Annotated in this window: 11 protein-coding genes and 1 other RNA gene; 2 read left to right on the forward strand and 10 right to left on the reverse strand. The window is 28.5% G+C overall.

Annotation, left to right across the window (positions count from 1 at the left end; genetic code table 11):
- Positions 1–533 precede the first annotated feature (533 nt).
- The 6 genes from FNZ64_RS07605 to FNZ64_RS07630 form a co-directional block, all read right to left on the reverse strand.
- Positions 534–5,789 (reverse strand): DEAD/DEAH box helicase, encoded by a 5,256-nt coding sequence (locus tag FNZ64_RS07605; RefSeq protein ID WP_142414225.1) that lies wholly within the window; start codon positions 5,787–5,789, stop codon positions 534–536.
- The gene (locus FNZ64_RS07610) at positions 5,789–6,829 is read right to left on the reverse strand and encodes a hypothetical protein (protein WP_142414226.1); all 1,041 of its coding nucleotides are present in this window, start codon (positions 6,827–6,829) and stop codon (positions 5,789–5,791) included. The genes FNZ64_RS07605 and FNZ64_RS07610 overlap by 1 nt, the downstream gene beginning before the upstream one ends.
- The gene (locus FNZ64_RS07615; RefSeq protein WP_142414227.1) at positions 6,816–8,765 is read right to left on the reverse strand and encodes a hypothetical protein; all 1,950 of its coding nucleotides are present in this window, start codon (positions 8,763–8,765) and stop codon (positions 6,816–6,818) included. The genes FNZ64_RS07610 and FNZ64_RS07615 overlap by 14 nt, the downstream gene beginning before the upstream one ends.
- Complete coding sequence (locus FNZ64_RS07620; protein WP_142414228.1) at positions 8,755–10,377, reverse strand: hypothetical protein; 1,623 nt, start codon at positions 10,375–10,377, stop codon at positions 8,755–8,757. Before FNZ64_RS07620 ends, FNZ64_RS07615 begins: the two co-directional genes overlap by 11 nt.
- A 400-nt stretch (positions 10,378–10,777) precedes the next feature.
- A complete protein-coding gene (locus tag FNZ64_RS07625; RefSeq protein WP_142414229.1) occupies positions 10,778–10,960 on the reverse strand; it encodes a hypothetical protein in 183 nt (60 codons plus the stop codon).
- Positions 10,961–11,395: 435 nt separating this feature from the next.
- Complete coding sequence (locus FNZ64_RS07630; protein WP_185903717.1) at positions 11,396–13,429, reverse strand: DUF262 domain-containing protein; 2,034 nt, start codon at positions 13,427–13,429, stop codon at positions 11,396–11,398.
- A 122-nt stretch (positions 13,430–13,551) separates the two neighbouring features.
- Between FNZ64_RS07630 and FNZ64_RS07635 the strand changes: the two genes are divergently transcribed.
- Complete coding sequence (locus tag FNZ64_RS07635) at positions 13,552–14,574, forward strand: IS6 family transposase (RefSeq protein ID WP_142414231.1); 1,023 nt, start codon at positions 13,552–13,554, stop codon at positions 14,572–14,574.
- A gap of 540 nt (positions 14,575–15,114) precedes the next feature.
- On the opposite strand, the gene ssrA is transcribed toward FNZ64_RS07635, so the two are convergent.
- Both ssrA and smpB read right to left on the reverse strand, forming a co-directional pair.
- Positions 15,115–15,445: a transfer-messenger RNA gene (gene ssrA, locus FNZ64_RS07640) on the reverse strand.
- A gap of 173 nt (positions 15,446–15,618) precedes the next feature.
- The gene (gene smpB / locus FNZ64_RS07645) at positions 15,619–16,092 is read right to left on the reverse strand and encodes an SsrA-binding protein SmpB (protein ID WP_142414232.1); all 474 of its coding nucleotides are present in this window, start codon (positions 16,090–16,092) and stop codon (positions 15,619–15,621) included.
- 360 nt (positions 16,093–16,452) lie between these two features.
- Between smpB and FNZ64_RS07650 the strand changes: the two genes are divergently transcribed.
- Positions 16,453–18,927, forward strand: coding sequence for an ABC transporter substrate-binding protein (locus tag FNZ64_RS07650; RefSeq protein ID WP_142414233.1), 2,475 nt, complete (start codon positions 16,453–16,455; stop codon positions 18,925–18,927).
- Positions 18,928–19,201: 274 nt separating this feature from the next.
- On the opposite strand, the gene FNZ64_RS14680 is transcribed toward FNZ64_RS07650, so the two are convergent.
- Positions 19,202–19,357, reverse strand: a complete 156-nt coding sequence (locus tag FNZ64_RS14680; protein WP_185903718.1) for a hypothetical protein — start codon at positions 19,355–19,357, stop codon at positions 19,202–19,204.
- A gap of 91 nt (positions 19,358–19,448) precedes the next feature.
- Complete coding sequence (rnr, locus tag FNZ64_RS07655) at positions 19,449–21,689, reverse strand: ribonuclease R (protein WP_279233263.1); 2,241 nt, start codon at positions 21,687–21,689, stop codon at positions 19,449–19,451.
- Between the last annotated feature and the right edge of the window lie 326 nt (positions 21,690–22,015).

The raw sequence follows: 22,015 nt of genomic DNA on the forward strand, positions 1-22,015 counted from the left end.
TTTATAATTAAACTTAGTATTTATGAATGAAATTATACTGTACATTTTAAATGGATCTTATACTGTAAACTCGTCAATATTATTATATACCTTAACTATTATAACTGTTAAAAGAATATTCAATTATTGTTTGTAAAATCCTTCTCTTAATTGAAAATAGTAACTAAACCTGATACAATAAAAAATAAAAAAATTATACCATAGAGAAACATGCTAACTCTTTTGTTTCTACAATAAAATATAATGATGCTATAAATCTTTTAGTAGAAATTGAACCTTATTTAGTAATTAACACTAAAAAGAAAAGGGCTAGCCTCATAATTGAAAAATACAAAGATGTTACTTCTAGAAATGGAAGGTATTCTAAAGAAATGCTTGAGGCTAAAGAAAAGTTTTATGAAGAATTTATTAGTATAAAATAGGTAAAACCCCACCACAAAAATGTGATGGGGTTTTTATTAGTGGAGGCGAACCGTACTTAACCACCATTTTTATAATATAATCTTTGTTTAATCAGTATATAAATGTACTTTTTATATCATTTTCATCAGTTGACTATATGCTTCTGGCAAAGCCTTCTTTATTAATCTATCTGATAAAGCAATGGCATTACAAGGTATATCTTTGTTTGTCTTTTTCCACATAGATGGATATACATAAACTCTTTTTTCAATATTATTTTTATATACTATTATTTCATCTCTTATAATATCCACTTTGAATTTTTCATCTAACTCCAACAACTCTTTTAAAGGTTTAAATATTTCATATTGCTCATTTACAGTAAATTTTTTTGCCATAATTCCCTTTTCTCCCCAATCAAGAAGTTGCATCGCTATATGTCTATCTAATTTTGTCTGTACTTTTTGATTCCAAAAGTGATTTAAGCACTTATAACATGAAGATTCACAGTTACACTCTTCTAATATTTTCTCTGTTTCTTTAAATAGATCCGATGTTTTATTACAAATCTCTGAACTATATCCAGCACCACTAGAAAGACTATCAAATAAAAATATATCAACAAAAACCACATCTTGTGAATATCTTAATCTATATCCGCTACGTATTTCATTAAATTCAATATCTAATATTCTTCCTGCTGCAAGTACCATTGCTTCTGATAATGATAATGAGGCTGTCCTTATCCATAAATCATTGGAACTACATTCTGCATTAACTTTATTTCTATCAATAGCAAACTCATATACAACCATGTCAGTCATAAAATTATGCCCCAAAACCACATTTTCAATATCATCATGATTGCATCTTTTTAATGCTCTTTGATGGTTAAAAGGCTTTTTCACCCTCTTTAATTCCTCTTCACCAGTTACTGCAGCTCCACAGTCCTTACAAACATTAAACCCTTTTCCTTTAGGTCCATTATTTAATACAATCAGCATCTGATCAGAACGTTTAGCTTTTTTAATATTACAGAAACCAGTTTGCAACATATCATCTTTTGTTGGTGTAGCTGAATAGCAAGGCTCTTCTGCATATGATACTTCATTTTCAGCTGCAGATTCTGGAATACTGGTAGCATTTAACGGGGCAAATCCCCAAGGCTTTAACATATTCAAATTATCTATATCTGTACCTTTGCAGAATGGACATTGATTATTTTTAGGCTCTTCTACCCCAAACCAACCACATGATTGATTTTTACATAAAAACAAATTCTTCAAATACTCTCCATTCTCAAAATACGGTCTTGCTGGTTTTTCATAATAGTTTGCTCTAAACTTTGAATGATAATTGTAAATCCCTCCAGATTTATATGTTTTCTTATCAACTACAATTATACGCCCTGGTGCATACTCACTTATAGCCATATCTAAAGACCTATCTGGTTTTTGCTCAATTTTTTCCCCCTTCTTATCCTCTATGAAAAAACCAACTATATTTTTAGGAAAAGAATATGTTGGGAATATACTTTCCTCATATAATACATCAAGTAAACTTTTCGCTTCATTTTTTTCATTATTATACTCTAAAGGATCATTAATAACTTCTTTACCAATTATATCAAGCTTTGCTTTTAATGTTTCCTTAAACTCCTCCCAATTAATTAAATTCATATCTGGTATAAGTACTTCTAATTCATCATTATTCTTTTTATAGTTTGATAAAAATACTGAAAAATCTCCATAATTATTCTCAAAGAACTCCACAACACTAAGCTTTTCTATTCCCTTATTGATAATGTATAAATATTCTGTAATTACAATCATACTAAGATGTCTATGTATAAGTTTGGAATTCTCCACATCAATCCATGGTTTTCTAACATTACCTGATATTATTTCGTATGGATTTAAAAAATAATAGCTATCATGTGGTCCATTATCAGTAAATGTAACTATAGTAGAAATTGCTGAACTCCTTCTTCCAGCACGACCTGCTCTTTGTTGATAGTTTTCACGCATTGGAGGAATATTTCTAAGTCCAACCGCTGTAAGAGAGCCAATATCTATACCAACTTCCATAGTTGTAGTACAACTTAAAATATCTATAGGCATATCCTCATTTATGTGAACATCTTGAAATCTCATTTCATAATCTTCTGTCGTTGACCACAGCTTTTCACGTTGATCCTTATGTGATAATTGTGCTGTATGTTCTTCGGTATTGATGCTTGTAATCAATGTGGACTTATCACCCTTAATTGCATCTAAAACTGGTTTTCTCCAGAAATTATATCTTTGTAAATCACATTTACTCATTTCTATAATACTATTGTCCCTACAGTGAGCACACATTTCCCATATAGTATGAGGAAATACCCCTGAACATTTTTTACAATGATACCACTTTTGATTCTCATTGTAACGCAGTGTTATTAAATTTAAATTTAAATATTTATTTTCATTTCCATTTGGAGACGCTGTATATTTTAATAAACATTTATAAATAACCTTTATTTCCTCAGGTGAATATTTTCTTTGTTCTAAAATTTTTTTAATTGTTTTGGGAATTTCCTTATTAGTTGGTATTCCAAATCTATCAAAACTAGTCGTTCTAACATTTTGTCTTACTCTATCATCAATTGTATCACCAAGTGCATAAGTATCTTTCATAATAATATTTGCCCAAGCTGAAAATAAAATAATAAACTCATCTTCATCCATCTCAATATCATTTTCATAGAAATCATCTAGAACCTCATCCATAATCTCATCATTACAAGGCTCAATCCAGCAAAGTCCTATATCTGTCAATGAACGATAACTACTGCACATAAGCTTCAATATTTGCTCATCATAGAGCCCTGGTGTAGTGTTGAATTGCGATTTGATAGAATCATACTCTATATCACGTTTTCTTCTCATAGACCTCTCTATCTTATCTTGAATTTTATTTATGTCTTCTGTAAAGTTCTTTTTTTCTTCACCATAAAATAATCTCAAATTATTTGTAAAAGCAACTTCTAAAAACACTATATATAATAAATCCATAGTAGGTTTTTTACTTTTTTTAGCTGCCCATTCCTGTAACTTTTGAGTTGCTATAACCATTATTTTTCTAACAGCATCATCATCCGCTGCTCTAGTTAAATCTTTAGCTAAACCTGCTGCTCTCTGTCTACTATCTGAAAAAAGCAATACCTTTCTTCCTGCATTCGGTAGTTTTCTCAATATTTCTTCATTAAAAACATTGGGTGGCTGAATATATAGTTGTTCTGATACTAAATTATAAAATGATTCATTACCTTTTGTAACAAAATCCGATACATTTAAATGTGATTTTTCACATTTAGGGCAATAATTATAAGTTAAAATTCCTGGTTTACCCTTTTGCTCTTTATTATTAAAAGCAACATAAAGAAACCCCTTTTTACCTGCATAAGTATCATTATCATCAAAAAACTTTCCTGAAACTGCATTAAGCCATCCAACTTTTGTTTCTTTTGATTTTGTAAACGGGCCCCAATTAGGTATTATATAAAAATGAACTTCTTTCATGTTATCTCCAAATTGTTCACCAACTTTATTCCAAACGAAGTTATCATTTATTTCATTTTCATGCATATACCCTTTTAAAAATAAAGCGCCACATCTTCTATCATTGACAAGTTCATATACTTTTCCGCCACAACACTCACAAGTATCTCTACCACTTCCAAAATATATCTTACCAATACTTAATCCATCACTGGAAACTTTCTCAGCACAATCTGGATTGCTACAAGCATATATTCCTTGTAACCCTCTAAACATCATGTGCAATCTTGCTGGAAATAAAACTTGGTTCTCTTTATTTTTTGCAAGTGGTGCAATAGCTAAAAGCACCTCTGTTGCTTTTCTAGCCGTAATAATATCTTCTTCTGGGAATACATGTTTTGATAAATCATCATATGAAATAGCATGTCCCCTACATACTTTCATGATATCAAGCATTGGCTTAAATTTGTTTAAGAAGTCATATAACCAAATTTGTGCTTCTTCATATTTTCTAAACTCTATCTCCTTTGATTCATCAAACATATTTGCAAAATTTTTAATGGCTTTAATTTTAAAGTTCTCATCTTGCTGAAACTCATCAATATTAATTTCTGCAAGCTTTGAAGATTCTATATTAACTGAATTCTCAAAAACTATATCTTTTTGCTCTCCATATACTATATTAAAACTGGATTCACTTTCTTTTTGCGCCGTCAAATTACATGCAAACTTTCTAACAGCTTCTTCTCCGTCAGAAGGTATGCTTGCACTTGTTAATATAAATCTTACTTTATCTCTATTAATATTTAATTTATGTAGTAGTCTACGTATCAAAAGGGCCACTTCTCCACCTGATGATCCTCTATACATATGTGCTTCATCAATGATAATAAGCAATTTATTTTCTTCAGACTCATTAAGCCAGATCTTTGTTTTCTCCCAAATACTTTGTTCAATAGGTCTTATCAACATGTATTCAAGCATTGAATAGTTTGTAATTAATATATCTGGACAAGACTGTTGCATCTCTTGTCTTGTTATTAACTCCGCATCTTTATCATTAGTAATATGTTTACCACTTAATAATTCTTCTAAGTATTCTTCCAAATTAAATTTAGATGGATACTTTCCTATCTCAATTAACTTTTGCTTTACATTATCGTCCCTGTCCAATAAATATTTTTTTAGTGTATTAGCAAGTTTTTCATCTTCATTAAGGTCATTATCACCAGCATAAGGTGTTCTTCCTGTATACATCCCAAATTGAGGTATTCTAAGATCATTATTATTTACATTTTTATAAAATACTCCTCTAAACTTTCCATCCACATCCCCAATCATTTTACGTAGGCGTCCTAATTGATCTGAAACCAAAGCATTCATAGGGTACAACATCAATGCCCTTACCCCTCTTTGTTGCCAAGATTTTGGGTTAGTTTTAGCTTCCTTAACTATACTACTAATCATAGGCCACATAAAACACTCTGTTTTACCTGAACCTGTTCCTGTTGTTATAAATAAATCTTTTCCTCCATAAAAAACTTCTAAAGCTTTTACCTGATGCTTAAATGGATGCCTAAATACTCCTAACTTATTTTCACACATATCTAAAAGTATATCTCTAACTTCTTCCGGAATATAAGCATTTACAATTCCATCTTCTAAAACCTTATACGCTGGGTTAGCTTCAATATATGGTGACTGAAATAATTCACCTTGTTTATTTAAAATTTCATCGCATGACTTTAATAATAGGTTGTTTTCTCCTAAATATTGTGCACGAATATAATCTATTAACTTCGTCTTTAATGCATTATGCGTACTGCTTATTCCGTACTTATCCATCACATAACCTCCTGTAAGTCAATATTTAAATTCTTTAATATAACTTCAACTACTGGCCATATACTAATATGAAAAATCAAATTTAATTTATCATTTATGTCTTTCATTGGCCAGCCTAGTAACAACAATATACCTTCTTCCTTTTCAGGCAATTTATTATATAAATTTAACCTAACTATTCCTTTTTCATATTCCATCTTATATGTAGCATTAGCTGAATTATTAACATCATTTTTTAAACCATACATAAACCTTCTTACTTCAAATTGATCAATTAAATACTTACTTATTTGACTTATATAAATATTATCATCTAATTTTTTTATAAATCCAAAATCGTAAAATTCATGTCTATAAAGAGTAATTTCTCCACTTTCTAACTTATATTCGCTATTCCAGCAACTTGAAAAACATTCCTTGCTATACTTATTAAATATTTCAGCTGAATAATAATCAATCTTATTCCACTTAATATTTTTTACATAAGACATAACTTCTTCTTTTGCTGATTTACTTTTTAAACCATAAAACTTAAATATTTTTTCTATATCCCTGGTATTTTCCTCTGTTGCTTTTTTTAATTGTGCTAACCCAGTTGATATTTTAATATTTCCTACATTTAATCCTCTAATGATACTAATTCCATCATTAACTACACATTCTTTATATGTTGGCAAAGCTAAATTTGTATTGAAACCTACATCAACCAACTCTCCCCCTTTATAAAGCCTATCCCTAATTGTTATTATTGGGTTTTCTTCACTATCATAAGGCTTAAACCACTTTTCTATTTCTGGATAAATTTCAATAATATTATCCAGAAATATTGAACATCTATTTATTATATGTATTTTACTCACTCCACTAAACTCTGGGTTGTTTTCAAATATATCTTCATCCAATGCAGAAATCCTTATCCAAATTCCTAGTGCAGAATACACTATTCTTGCAATATATTGTATTATTTCTTCTTCCTTATATCTTCTTATCCTTAAATCTTTATTAATATATTTTAAAAGTTCATGATTATTCTTTATCATAAATATCTCCTAAAATAGCTTGTAATCTTTTAAACTCCTCTGCAGAAATTCCTTGTTTTTCAATGTATTCTCTTAATTCTTTTAAAGTATCATTACATTTACATAATGGATATACTGAAAACATCAAAATACAACTTATAGCCTTATTTCCTAATTTTAATTCATCAATTATAGACATTATCTCTGCTAACCTAAACTTAGCACAATTACTAAGATTTATTGCATTATCTAATCTACTAATCTGCCTTAAATTTTCACTCTTAAATTTTTCATCCATATCAATATTAAATATATTTTCATTACATACGCCTGTTAATAACTCTCCTGAATTTCCATAACCCAACAAAATATCAACATCTACTAATGTCATATAGTTAAAAATACTCTTAGGTAATATGCTAATATTTTCCGAAGATTCCATTGAAAAGATAATTATTTTATTGGTATTTTCCTTAATTAAAGATAAATAAATACTTTCTGATATATTATCAACAGCATTCTCTATTAAAACAACCTTACCGGTTGAATTATCCACTTCTCTAATTAATTCGTTAGGATCATTATACCCTAGTGGTAATACTATAACTTCTGTACTTGCACCATTAATAAGATATGATATTGCCTCTGTTATTTTTCTTGAATTACATCCACTTAAAAGTAAACTCATTTTATTTGAAAGTATGGCATATATATATTGAGCTAACTCGAAAGAATACTTATTCTTAATACCACTGGATTGTAAATTATCCGATAAATCCTCTATAAATTCTATATCTTTATCAATCAGCTCTTTTTCACCATCTAATACTTTACTTGAAATTCTATGAATTTTACTTTCCTGTTTTGTTATGGTCTGTTGTTTATCAAAACCGATAGTGTTTAGCATTTCTCTCATATTAAGTATAAAATCCCTTGACTTCTCTTCTGTAGCTACTAATTTCTTTTTCAAATCATTTTTTGATAAATTTAATGAGTTAATTTCTGAAAGAAGTTCTTCTTTATTTTTTCTTAAACCTTGAAGAGTTTCGTCAATTTCAGCTCTCTCTTTTAATAAGTTTTTATTTTCCTTAATCCATCTTACATTTGCAACTTCATTAAATTTGTCATATTTTGAATTTACCCATTCTGATAATACTATTATTTGCTTATCTTTTTCATCATTTTCCACTTTTAATTTTTGTGCTGATAATTCTAACCTATCTATTTTATCCCTTAACTTTCTTACTTCTACTAACAATTTTTCTTCAGATCTATTATGATTTTGATTTAACTCCTTAATACTTAAATTTTTATTTTCTAGTTCAAACTCGTAAAATTTCTTTTCATCTTGCAATTTTTCTTCTAATATCTTAATTTGAAATTCTTTTTCTTCTAATTTAGTTGTATAGCTCTTTTCTATTTCTTTTAACTTACTTTCATATTTTATACTTAAATCATTTTTAACTTCAGTTTCTATTTCTTTGTGTAATATTTTATCTTTATACTCACTATTTAAATAGTTAATTTGCTCCTCAGTTAACTCATGATCTATCATTTTAAAATATAAATTAATATTATTTTTATATTTGGTTTCAAGCAGTGCATCTATAAATTCATCAAAATATTTAATATCATTTTCTTGAAGCTTAATTTTAATTATTTCATCCGAAGTAAGTTTTTCTAGAATAATTTTATCTACTTCTTTTAAATAAATTTTTATCAATTTTTCTATATGCCTTATTAAGCATTGATCTCGCTTTATATATATTCTTGAATAATATATATTTTTCAATTTTAAAGTTGATAGATTATCTGGTCTAAACCCTTTAATATCTTTACTATATTCTTTACTATATTTTTTTATTGGCTCAATAAGTTCTGAATGCGGCAGTAATGATATTATAAATTTAAATTCTTCTTTAGAATATTTATCTATTAATTTATGTTTAACTTCCAATTCTAGCACCTTCCTCAATTATTTTGTATATATCTCTTAAGACTTTAATAGCATCTCTAGGTATTTTATTTTCAACTATGAATTTCTTTACTAATTTAAATGTATTTGAGTTAGTTTGTATTAATAAAAGAAGTTTTTTTATCCAAATTGGTGCATCAACAACTTCTTTCCTGCACCTACAAAGCTTTCCATATACTAATTTATCATTAAATTCCAGTACATTTTGTTTATTAATTCTAATATATTGTATAAGAGAGGTTTGCTCTATATCATCAACGACTAACTCATCTCCAAAATCAATATTTTCTATAGTAGTTTCTTTTTCATCTTTAATATCATAGCATTTGTATACTTGATTATTTTTCAAATGAAGAACGGTACATTTAGATATCGAAGTTATTTTTAAGATTTTTTTCTTAGGTATCTTTGAGTAAATTCCCGTGTTAATTATGTTGTCATCACAGTCTTTAAGATAAATAATATTACTATATGTTTTAATCTTACCTTTATAATGATTTATAAATGCACATATTGAATTATACTTTTCATTTATATTTACTGATAAATTTTCTACTATAGGAACTTTTAATAAGTACTTATCTTCATAAATTCTATCTCCATATATATTGTTACTTGAATTATTTATATGTGTGAATACCTTAGCATCATTTTCTTCACTTTTTAAAACAAACATTGCTTCAATTTCACTATCTAAATAATAAAATTGATTATCCTTTTTAATTGCAGGAGGCCACATATCTATAATTGTTGATGGTTTATATATTAAACTTACCTTAAAGTTATCTCTGCAAAAATAATATAACTTAGTAAATTGATTTTCATTTTGTATCCTAAAATTGATTTTATAAACTTTATACTCTAAGCTTGTTTCAAGCGAAATATTCCCACAAAAATTCTTCTCTATCTCATTATATCTATCTAAAAGTTTGGAACTTCTGCATAAATAATAGTAATCTGTATTAGTGGTAATATCATCATTTATTCGTATTTTCCTACCACCTGTTTCACTATATATAAATAATGTTCCATTTTGTGAGATACCTTCAACTTTACTTCCCCATTTCTGTTTTAATAAACCTCTAGCTTTATTTGAAGAATATTCAAGCTTGTACCATTCCGATACCAAATTAATTCTTTTTAGAGTTACCGAATTTGTAGAGAAGTTAATATTATTTATAAAATATTTAATTTGCGAGTTATCATTAGCATTTAATAACTTTATGCTTACCTCAAATCCTTCTTTTATAGCAAGACTCATTAGCCATTCATCTATACTATAAAAACCTAAGTATATATGAAAACTATCATTAAATTTCTTTAAATATATAGGAAGTCCTATCCTTTCATATATAGAATAACTTTGGTCACTTTTGCTCCTTTGTTCACAAAGTTTTGTTGCTTCTTTAATATTTCCATGTCTAAAATACGATTTATATTTGTTACTACGTACAAAAGTTAAATACTCTCCACATTCTGGGCAAATAAATCTTTTATTACTAGATGAAATTGTATTATAATAAACTTTTTCCATCTCATCAGCTGTAACTGTTCTATGCTTTCCTATAGAGTAATTCTCTTTTGCCTTATGCATAAAATTCATCCCCTCGATATTCCATCATCTACTAAATAAACTAATTTCAACATTTATCACTCTCATTTTACCACATTTTTTTACATTGATATATATATTATGTAATATAATTGTATAAATGGAACTATGCATTTTAAAACGCCAAAAGGGCACTTTTGATGTTTAATCTTAAAGTGCCCCTTATTAATATACATCTTAAGTTTGTAATGCTTTTTTGATTGTAATTTCTTATGAAGCATAACTTTACTTACTTTATACCTTTTCAATATATATTCCAATAAAAATCATTTTATAGATGATCTTCAATAGCCCTAAAATTAATTAAATCTATTATTCAAACTATTACTATTATTCATTCCAAATCCACTTTCCCCCCTACCTCAATAATTTAATATTTTCTTTAATATTCTCTTGTTTTCATAGCAAACATAAACCCCCAGTTTATGTCACGACTCCTGGTGTCATAGCCACCAAAATGCGAAACTGAAATATCCAGACTATCTAGATTATCTAAAAACCTATTATAAAAATCTAAGCCTACTTCCAAAGAATTAACAGCATTCTCCGTAACATGTATCTCCATAAATATCTCTCCCATCAACACTCATAGCAACTATATAATAAAATTCTAACATATATAAGATAAAAATATAATATCAACTAGCTTTTATATAAATCACACCGCTCAATTTTATTTACTACATCTACACCTTAATTATTTTTAGCAAAAAAGACACATCGAAAATTACTTCAATGTGTTCTTTATAAGCTACAATTTCTTTTACAAAGTCCTGTATAAACTTTTTGCACTGTTGGATATTTCTAGTTATTACATAACTACTAAAATTATTTAATAACTTTCTTATATCTTCCTCGGTTATTTTGTGTTATATTTCACTTGTTTAAAATTCTACCTGTGATTTTCTTTTTTAACTTACCTATCTTTATTTTAAATTCTTCTTTCATACAATCTACTTCCTATTTCTTCAACTATATAAACAAAATAACCTTTTTAATATTATTTTATTTTATATATTATTTCATTTTCCATACCTTCATATTTCTCAATAACTAGTTTAGAATAATTCAATGCATCATTGGCACTCAAATTTTTCTCTATATATATTCCATCTGCTATTTCAGCTGGTTTTATCAAAGTACTACTATCATCAGTAATAATTCTTTTTTTTCTCCCTTTAAAATCATTGTGTTTAATTAAAGTTTTAAATATTTGTGAATCATATTCATGCATTACTGTACATATGCATATGAAAAACTCTCTCCAACTATTTACACTATATTTACTTCCACAAACCTGAATCTCATATGGACTTCTACCAGTTACATCTATATCATCCATGATTTCAAACTCACCTGTATCTACATCATTACTTATATATCTTTCTTCAATTAATGGATATCTCCATATTTCGATAGCACTTTCAAATAAACTATTACCTCTTTTTTCAATACTAACCTCATTCCAAATATCATAATGTAAAAAATCTCTATTTAAATTAATATTAGAATTTATTAAAAACTCCTTTTTCTCAATAAAACTTTTATTTGATAATTCCGAATTATATCCTGTCAAAGTTAAATTACCAATCTTATTTATATTTGTTTCATGAATATCCTTGTATTTTTTTCCTAAATCAACTTGCCATTTAGGTGTTAATGTTTGTGGCATAACATGCTCAATTGTTGTTTCTTCTAATTTAACTTTCTCTTTACTTTTATTTAATTCAATCTCTTCTAAGATAAATCTACCTTGCTTAAAATGATAGAAATCCTTATTAACGAAACTTTCCTTTAATAAAACATTATTAGGAAAGGCTACCTTACCTTTTTTATTTATTAACACTACACTAATTTTTTTATTTAATTCTAAATCTTTATATTTATCTTTTGCAATCTCTTTTGCTAACGATGCGAATACCTTATTTAAGGCATTTGTAGGTAAATCACAAATTAATCTTCTTAAAACATATGAAATTACAACATCTAAAGCTAGCTTTAATTCTTCATTAGTTATATTTTTATAAAGATAACAATCTTCAAATACACTAAGTAAAAAAGGATATACTACAGTAGATTTTAATTTTTGCAACTCTACTAATCTATTATTTATATCTTCATCAGGGCAATTACAATATTTAAACCAACTATAATACTGTCCATATGTTTTTAATTCTTCCAATAATCCATCAACATCATAGTTACTTAATTGTTGATAATAATCTTTAAAATTAATATATACCTTATCCTTATTAGGTATTGTTCCTGTTTTTAAAGTTAAGTAATCTCTTATAAAGTCTGATATTATCATATCCGGCAACAAACTCTCTATTTTAACCCAATAATTAGCATATAACTCTTCTTGTTTACTATACTCCTCACCCATTAACAAATAATTTCTTATTAAGTCTGCTTGAGTTAAATCTAATCCTGTTGAATTTAGACTTTCAAATATCAATTGAGGATTTTCATTTTCTCTCGATAACTGTATATAAACTATTTCTAACTTTTGAATACCGCTATATATCTCTTCTGGAGTTAATCTTGATAAATTAATCAACTCTAAGAAATATTTATAATTAGATAATATTGATGAATCTGGTAATGTATTTATATCACCATTAATAATTTCCTTATAAATTTTATAGTCTTCTTTCATTGGTTTTAGCTTAATTCTATACTCTTCTGGTGCTCTTTTATTTATTAAAAAACTTTCGTAAATATCTTCTTTTGTATCTATGTCAGTTATTACATCCTTCAACGCCTTTAAGAAAAGCATTATAGATGTTAACCTTTGTTGACCATCAATTACTATAAATTCTCTAAAATTAGCCGTATCGTCTCCTTGTATATAAACCATCGTACCAAGAAAATGGATACTTCTGTTTTCATCTTTAGCAATCTTCTCAATATCTCTAAACAACGTTAAACATTGACTCTTCTTCCAGTCATAATTTCTTTGATATACTGGAATCTTAAATGTTCTTTTCGACGCACTTATAAATTCTAAAAGATTTATATTATCAGCCTTCATATTCATCCCCCTATACTATATTTCGATCTGTTAAGTTATATGAACATTGCTCTTCTCAACCATAAGAAATATAATAAGTTTGCTTACAACAAAATATCCCCCATGAAAAGGAGAGAAGAACAATGAACAAAACAAATGTAAAATGTCCTCGTTGCCATTCTGATAAACTATATAAATTCGGATTGGATAAGCAGGCTAATCAAAAATATCAATGTAAAGAATGTAAACGTCAGTTTGCACCCGACTCCGTCACTACTAAGTCGAAATGTAACTATCCAAGATGCCCTAAGTGTGGTAAAGCAACTTATCTTCACCATAAATATAAACACTATAATAGATATAAATGTGGTAATAAAAAATGTAACCATGTAATTGTTCAGCATCATAACCTCAATATAGATATGGCTTCTAGCGAAGCTGTCTCAGGATCTCTTTCTATTAAGGGAATGAGATTCTCACTACATACCATTTTAACTGCTTTAACTTTGTATTTTTTAAATAACTCATCAACAAGAGCAATTTCACAATTTCTATTAGTTTCATCCAACATAAAAGTCTCACATGTTACTATAGCTAATTGGACTAATAAATTTGCTCCTTACTTTAAAGCCAAGGCTGATAAATTTAAAACTAATTTAAATTTACAATCTGACGATTGGCATGCCGATGAAACGGTAGTTTTCATTAATGGTGAACGTTATTATTTATGGTTAGCTATTGACTCTGAAACACGATTTGTTTTAGCATTTCATCTAACAAAATCACGTAGTGAGGATTCTGCATTTACACTAATAAATCAAGCTAAACAATTTGGAACTCCCACAAACTTTATAACCGATAGGCTACCTTCATATAATCAAGCTGCAGCGAAGCTATTAAATGAGAGTAAACATGTGCCTGTTGCCCCTATGTCTAGCGACGTAACTAATAACTTAATAGAGTCTTTTAATAAAACATTTAAAGCATGGTATAAAGCTAAAAAAGGTTTTAATTCTTTTGAGAAAGCAAATAATTTAATATCTTTATTTATCTTTCACTATAATTTTATTAGACCTCATGGTTCACTAAATAAGCTAACTCCTGCTGAAGTGGCAGGATTCCAAAGTGATAATTTAAATAAATTTTCTTGGTTTGTAGCTGCTTAATCTTTATTAATATCTTTGATTAACCTACAAAAATCCGCATTATTGCAGGTTTGTTTGCCATACAATAAAATAATCAAATTTATATAGTTTCCAAAGAACGAGTAATTCTACGAAATATTAAGCTCTTTTTTCATATCAGCTTAACAGATTCTTATATTTATATCTCAATTTTATACCATATAAATCATTAAGTAAATTTACTTAACACTAAAAAAATCCACGACATTTCTGTCGTGGATTTTTTGGTGGAGGCGAGGGGACATGCTCTTCTATTATTTCTAATAGCATTGACTATGTCTTCAAGTTATTACTAACTTGTAATAACTCCCTTGGCGTATTATAGAAGCCTTAGTATAGTTTTATAACTTCTATCCTAGTACTTCATGCTAACTCTTAGGAGTTAGTTTAGAAGCCTATAAGTCGATACACGGCTGTTGAATTTCTTCACATACCACTCGGCGTTGCCGACGTCTTTACGTTTCGGTTTCACCGATAAAGCCAAGTTTTCACTTATGAATCACTTCATAAGGCGACTCTTTTTGAATCGAACCCCTGTCCGAAAGCCATAACATCTAGGCATCTCCGAGTGCAGTCTGTAGTTTAACATTCCCTCCATGTGACGCTAACAGACAAGCTTCACACTTTAGTAGCTTCATAATTTCCGTTTCTAACTCAAAGCTTTGTTAGACTCGGTTCACCGCTGTCGACGCCCTATCCTAAGCCGCGGTACTCAAAGGTAGAACGTAGCAGACTAAGCTGCTAATGCAAAATTATCGTTTGCGTTTATCTTTATTCCCATAGTTTTTTAACGCGGGCCCACAGGTTCCCTCGACTCGCTTCCTAGGTGCAACGTACCCCCGTCGAAACCAAGTACGCCCCCATGTTATATTGGAGTTGTCACTTTGTTGATTGGGTCTCCACCTATATTTAGTTTTAGGTAAGTCCTTGTGCAACTCTGCACGCAAACTGAAAAACCTTATTTATAAGGTTCATTACTTATAATACAACAAATCTAATATTTATTCAAGTAGCAATTTCATGTGTTTATCTCATAGAATGTTTAAATTGCTTTTCTACTTCTCTCTTTGTAATTTTTTCTTTTAATGCTTCTCTCTTATCATAGTTATGCTTACCCTTAGCTACTGCTAATTTTACTTTTACTCTTCCTCTGATTAAATACAAAGAAAGTGGAACTAAGGTATACCCCTCTTGTGATGTAAATTCTATAAGTTTTAATATTTCATTTTTGTGAAGAAGAAGCTTTCTGTCTCTTAGAGGGTCTCTATTAAATATGTTGCCCTGTTCATAGGGGCTAATATGCATATTACTTATAAAAACTTCTCTATTTTTAATATATGCATAACTATCTTTTAAGTTAACTTTTCCACCTCTAATAGATTTTACTTCTGTTCCTGCAAGGGAAATTCCTGCTTCATAGGTCTCTTCTATAAAGTAATCATGAAGTGCTTTTCTATTTTCAGCTAAGGTATTGCTTGGAGTCTTTTTCTTTTTTGCCATGTTTTCACCTACTTTGTTTTATAAATCTTTCATAGCTTATTATATCAAAATCCTTGGGTAAAGTGAATGTTTTCATAATTTATTATTTCTGTAGTAAATATTCCCCTCACAAGTTTTAATGTTTGAGCATAGCGAGTTTTAAAGCTTTAGTACTATTTACGTAATAAATAATCTAAATTCTTAACATAGTAAACCCATGATGAAGTAACTTTCATATAAACATTTTTGCCTAATGATACGAATATTATTAATATTTATATTTAATTTATTTTTTAAAATCTTTAATTTTTTCTTTAAATACACTATAATAATAATTAGTACCACTTTATATAATAGGTAATTATTAGGGGAGGAATATACATGGGGAAATTAAAAGGTTTATTTAAATCTAAAGATATAGTTACATATGAAGATAAAAAGCATTTATCCAATAAACCTATAGATTCCGTAGAAATAAAAAATACCAATGCAAACTTAGGATTGATAAAGGAAAATCAACTTCGGGCTCTTGAAAAGGTAACTACTAGCTTAGATTTTACTGACTTTTCATTAGAAAACTTAGGGGAAGTTGCAGAACATCTTTTTAATAGCGTAAATGACCAAATGGATGCTATTGATTCTGTATTTCAGCAAATTGATAATTATTCTGCTCTATCACAGGAAGTACTTGCAAGTACAGAAGACTCTAAGGTTATATCTAATAACACCTTAAATACAGCTCTTAAGGGCAATGAGGTAGTAGTTAAGTCCATAAACACCATGAAAGAAATTGAAGATTCCGTAGAAGCTGTTAAGACAATGATCAATGAAGTTAGTTATAAGTCTACAGAGATAAATGGCATGTTAGATATAATACAAAATATTTCAAAGCAAACAAAATTATTATCACTTAATGCTTCCATAGAAGCTGCTCGTGCTGGTGAATTTGGAAAAGGTTTTTCCGTAGTTGCAAAGGAAATTAATAAGCTTGCAATGGGTAGTGATGAATCTGTAGCTGAGATTTTAAATACTATATCTGGTATAAAAGAAAGTATAGAAAAAAGTTCTCATGCAATGGATTTATGTATAGGCAAGGTTGAAGAAGGCACAAAGGTTTCTAATGATACTATGGAGGTATTTGACCAAATAATAACTGCTGTTAAATCTAATACAACTGTTTCAGATAATATTAATCTTGCAGTATCAGATCAAACGAAATCCTTGGATATTATAATATCCTCTGCAGAAACCTTAAAAGAACTATCTAATAAAGTTACTCTTTTAATAGAATGGATAGGATTAAATACAAAGTACACAGAGACCTCTCTTGATAAATTAAAGAATGTTTGTATAGATTTAAAAAACGTTTCCTTGAAGTTATTGGAAACCATTAATAATTCATCAACGCAGCAAAGTTCCGTTAAAATTTTACTTAGTGGTAAAGTAGTATCCACTGATCCAATTTACGCCATAGATGATATTAGTAATAGTGTTCTATCCTGTGTACATATGGGGCTTTTAACTTTAAGTTCTAATGGAGAAATTCTACCAGGTGTTGCTAAAAGTTGGTCTCTAGAAGATGATGGTGTTACTTGGACCTTTAATTTAAGAAAAGATGCTAAATTTCATAATTTAAGAGAAGTAACTGCAGAAGATGTGAAATTTTCTTTTGAAAGAATATTAAATCCAAAAAAACCTTCTGATAATTCCTACTTTATTGAGGATATAGAAGGTGCTCTAGATTATAAAAATGGTAATTCTAAAGTAATATCCGGAATAAATGTTGTAAATAAATACTGTATTTCAATAAAACTAACTTCTCCTTATAGTGGGTTTCTAACTAATATTTCTAATTGTTGTTGCTGCATTATATCTAAGGATGCCTATTTAAAGGATAAATCCATTGTAGGATGTGGGGCATTCCTTCTAGACCATCTAGAAAAGGAAGGTCATGGAGCAACTTTAAAATCCTTTAAAGAATACTTTGGAAGTAGTTCTTATGTAGATGAACTTATATTTGTTAATTCTTCTTCTATAGTTGAAGATTTTAATAATAAAAAAATAGATGTTTTACAGGTTACGGATTCTAAACTATTTAATGAGTTAAAAAAAGGTTGTAAAACTAAGATTAAAACAAAGGAATCCCTTAGTTGCATTTATGCAGGTTTTGTCTTTGGCCATAATAAACCTTTTTCTCATAATACAGAAGTTAGAAAAGCTATAAACTATGCTGTTGATAAGAAAAAAATAATAAAGGAATATAATCTTGGCTTAGCTGTTGAATGCCCGGGACCTTTTCCTCCTGGCTTAATCCGCTCTAATCTAAGCTCAATACCTTATGATCCTAATTATTCAAAAAATATTCTTAGAAAGCATGGTTTAAACTCTAATAAAGAACTTAAAATAGCTTGTTTAAAATTTTTAAAACCTTTAGCAAACTTAATAGCTGCAGATTTAAAGAATGTGGGTATAAATGCTAGGGTTTATGAAGAAGACTATTTTAAATTTTTTGATAGGAACACCATTGGAAAATATGATTTATTTATAAGTAGCTGGTCCTTAGATACTCTTAACCCAGATTCTTATATAAAAGCAATATTATCAGAGGATGCACAATATAATTTAGGTAGCTATTGTAATTCTCAGTTAGAAACTTTATTATCTAGTGCAAAATCAATAATAAACCCTGGCAAAAAATTAGAGGCATATAAACATATAGAAAGAAACTTATTAGAAGATTACCCTTGGATCTACTTAGTTACTCCTGAACTTGCATATACTTGTCAGAATAATATATTAGGGCTTAAGGTTAGTCCTTTAGGAGCTATTTCTTATGAAGATATAATGTTAACATAGTTAAAAGATAAGTTTGCGGTACTACAAATTATTACCAACGATTCGGCATATAATGTTAACATAATTAAGATATAAGTTCATATGACTATAACTACAAAACTTAACCCTTATTGATTAATGTTAATATAAATAAGAATATGAATTAATAAAAAATCAATAATTCTTTATAAAAATCTAAGACTCCCATATTCTCGAAAATGGGAGTCTTAATACATCTATTTGCCTTTAAAAATATTATTCTCTTCTTAATAATACTTAAGAAAAAAGATTATCTTTAATTTCTTGAATCACTTTGAAATCCTTCTCTTTTTATAGATTGTTTTTTAGCAGTTCTGTTATGATTTTTACCTTCTTCACTAGTTATTGGAGTCTGGTAATTACATTTTTCCATTCTTGCTTTTTTATTATCTGGTTGACTATCCTTTGGCATAAATATACCCCTTTCTGTTTTAGATAAGTATATATTTTTTCTACTTTAGATCAGTATATATTTTGCCCTTTTTTTAAAATATTATTTGTGATTAATCATTAAAGCTTATCTCTTCCTCTGACTTTAAGTTTTTTATACCCTCTTTAACCTTTTGAACTTCTTCTTCACTTGGATAAAGATCCGTTGATTCTCTATCTGAATCTTCCTCCTCTTCACCTACAAGCTCAAAATAAATCTCATGAGTATCTAAGTTAACTCTACTAACTTTTATTTTTACTGGATCACCTAGTTTATATAATTTCTTTGTATGCTCACCTATTAAACAAAGATGTTGATCATCAAAAATATAGTAATCATCATTTAAATCTGTTATATGAACTAAACCTTCAATAGTATTAGGTAGTTCTACAAACATTCCAAAGTTAGTTACAGAGGATATTATTCCTTCGAACTCCTCTCCTATTCTATAGCTCATATATTCAGCTTTCTTTAGGTCATCTACTTCTCTTTCGATTTCCATAGCAGCTCTTTCTCTTTCAGAGGATTGAAGAGATACTGTGTCTACTTCCATCTTTAATCTATTCATTCTCTTTTCATCAATTTGCCCATTTATATATTCTTTAATTATTCTATGAATCATTAAATCTGGATATCTTCTAATTGGTGATGTAAAGTGACAGTAGTATCTAGCAGCTAAACCAAAATGCCCTATACACTCTGGAGCATACTTTGCTTTCATCATGGATCTTAACATTAAGGTACTAACTACAACTTCTTCCCTTTTTCCCTTTACCTCTTCTAATATTTCTTGAAGGGCTCTTGGATAAATCTTTTGTCCACGCTTTAAGGTGTATCCTAAATTATATACAAATTCGCTAAAATGAGCTAACTTTTCTTCATCTGGATCCTCGTGAATTCTATATACAAAAGGCATCTTAGTCCAATACATATATTCTGCTATAGTCTCATTACAAACTAGCATAAATTCTTCTATAATCCTATTTGCAATAGCTCTTTCGTAAGGTTTTATATCTATAGGTTTTCCTAATTCATCTAATATAATTTTGCATTCTTCAAAGTCGAAATCAATACTTCCTCTTTCTGCTCTCTTTTTATTTAAGATTATGCACAGTTCCTCCATAGTCTTAAACATTTCATATAGATAGTCATATTTTTTAATTAATTCTTCATCTTTATCCCTTAAAATTTTTGTAACATCCGTATAAGTCATTCTTTCATTAGTTTTTATTATACTTTCAAAAACCTCATGAGATAAAACTTTACCCTTATGGTCTATTTCCATGATACAAGTTAAAGCTAATCTATCTACCTTAGGGTTTAAGCTACAAACTCCATTGGATAATTTTTTAGGTAACATAGGAACTACCCTATCTATTAAATAAACTGAGGTTCCTCTTTTTAAAGCTTCTTTATCTAAAACATTTTTTTCCTTGACATAGTGAGATACATCGGCTATATGAACTCCTAATCTATAATTACCGTTTTCTAATTTTTCTACAGAAACAGCATCATCTAAGTCCTTAGCATCCTCACCATCTATAGTGACCATAAGTAAATCTCTAAGGTCTCTTCTTTTAGCATACTCTTCTTCTGATATTTTATCTTCAATATGATCTGCATAAGCTTCTACTTTTAATGGGAATTCTTCAGGTAATTTATGTTTTCTTATGATTGTTAGTATGTCTATACCTTTGTCTCCCTTATTTCCTAAAATCTCTGTTATTTTTCCTTCAGGACTTCTTCTATTTTTATCTGGCCACTTAGTAATTTCAGCTACTACTATTTGCCCATCTCTAGCACCACTAATTTGTTCCTTTGATATGAAAATATCTTGGTGAAGTCTCTTGTCTTCTGGAACCACAAAGCCAAAGTTAGCACTCTTTTGGAAAATACCTATAATAATCTTATTTGCATGTTTTATTACCTTATAGATTTCTCCCTCTCTCTTTTTACCTTGTTTTTCCTCTCTTATTAAAGATACTAATACTGTATCCCCATTCATAGCTCCATTCACTGCATTTATTGGTATGAAAATATCATTTTCTTCCCCTTCAACAGCTACGAATCCAAAACCCTTGGCATGCCCTTGGAATACTCCTTGAATAAATCCCATTCTCTCTGGTATTCCATAATGTTCTGTATGGGTTTTAATTATTTGCCCCTCTTCTTCCATGTACCCTAAAACCTTTTCAAATTCTAAAATTTCCTTTTTTGATATACTAAATATTTTGCTAAGTTCTTTTATATTCATAGGTTTATAAGCTTTTTCTTTCATAAAACCAACCAAAACTTCTCTAATATCTTTATTCAAAATTCCACATCCTCTCTTTATAAATAAAAGCATAGCCCTTATATTTTTACCTAAATTTTTATATGTTGTAAAATATATTATAGTTAATTATACCACATATGTACTCCGGTATATTTATCTATTATTTATTACTTATTATTTCTTAATTTTATTATTATATCCTTAGTTGGCTAAGTAATTGATACTTTTAACTAACTTTTTTTATTTTTCCCATGACTCTTCTCTTTAATACTCCTGTGCTATTTAAAGTTGACTATTATCATAGCTGCACACTAGCTAATAATCTATAAATCTTACTGTGAGTAGAAAAATCCCTGAAATTTAGA

Origin of the sequence: Hathewaya massiliensis (assembly GCF_902143515.1) — a bacterium.
In the GTDB taxonomy this organism is placed as follows: domain Bacteria; phylum Bacillota; class Clostridia; order Clostridiales; family Clostridiaceae; genus Hathewaya; species Hathewaya massiliensis.